General features: G+C 41.4%; 1 pseudogene. It reads left to right on the plus strand.

What is annotated here, in order from left to right:
* Positions 1-619 (plus strand): annotated as a pseudogene (locus AB4496_RS22055) (sulfate ABC transporter permease); the annotation flags it as partial.

Below are 619 nucleotides of genomic sequence, written 5' to 3' on the forward strand. Positions count from 1 at the left end.
CATCAGATAACGACTCCCCTTTAATCATCAACAATGGTTTTACCGATGAAAATTGTTATGACTGTGATACCACACTTGGAGTTCAACTCGATTACTTTTACAACTCATTTAAAGCTTCCGTACAAGTTGTCAAACCACCCCAATATGATTGGAGTGATCCTCAACTCGAGTGGGCTTACTTGGGCTATGAATTTAACGACTTCGATGTGAGTATTGGTCGATTACGACTGCCACTATTCCTTGCCTCTGAATACTATTATGTTGGCCAAGCCTATATGACGGCAAGACCACCGACAGAGGTGTATAACAGCGTTCTTGGTATTACCGCTTTCAACGGTGTCAAAGTGAGTTGGACTCATGATGTAACCGATGAAGCTACCCTACAACTCTCTCCATTTGTCGGAATCAAAGATAAGAATGAAGTAGAGTTCAATTCGACAACCGAGCTGGAATTCGAAACAAATCGAATGTTTGGTGCAAACCTTCAATTAAGTGGTGATAACTATCGTTGGAACTTATCTTTCCTTGATTCAAATTTCGATCAAACGACAAAAATTAAAAACGTTGGCACGCTTCCAACAGCAGACAACCAACACATCCAACTTTGGTCGCTAGGCGC

The organism is Vibrio sp. 10N.222.46.A1, assembly GCF_041473595.1.
GTDB classification, from domain to species: domain Bacteria; phylum Pseudomonadota; class Gammaproteobacteria; order Enterobacterales; family Vibrionaceae; genus Vibrio; species Vibrio tasmaniensis_A.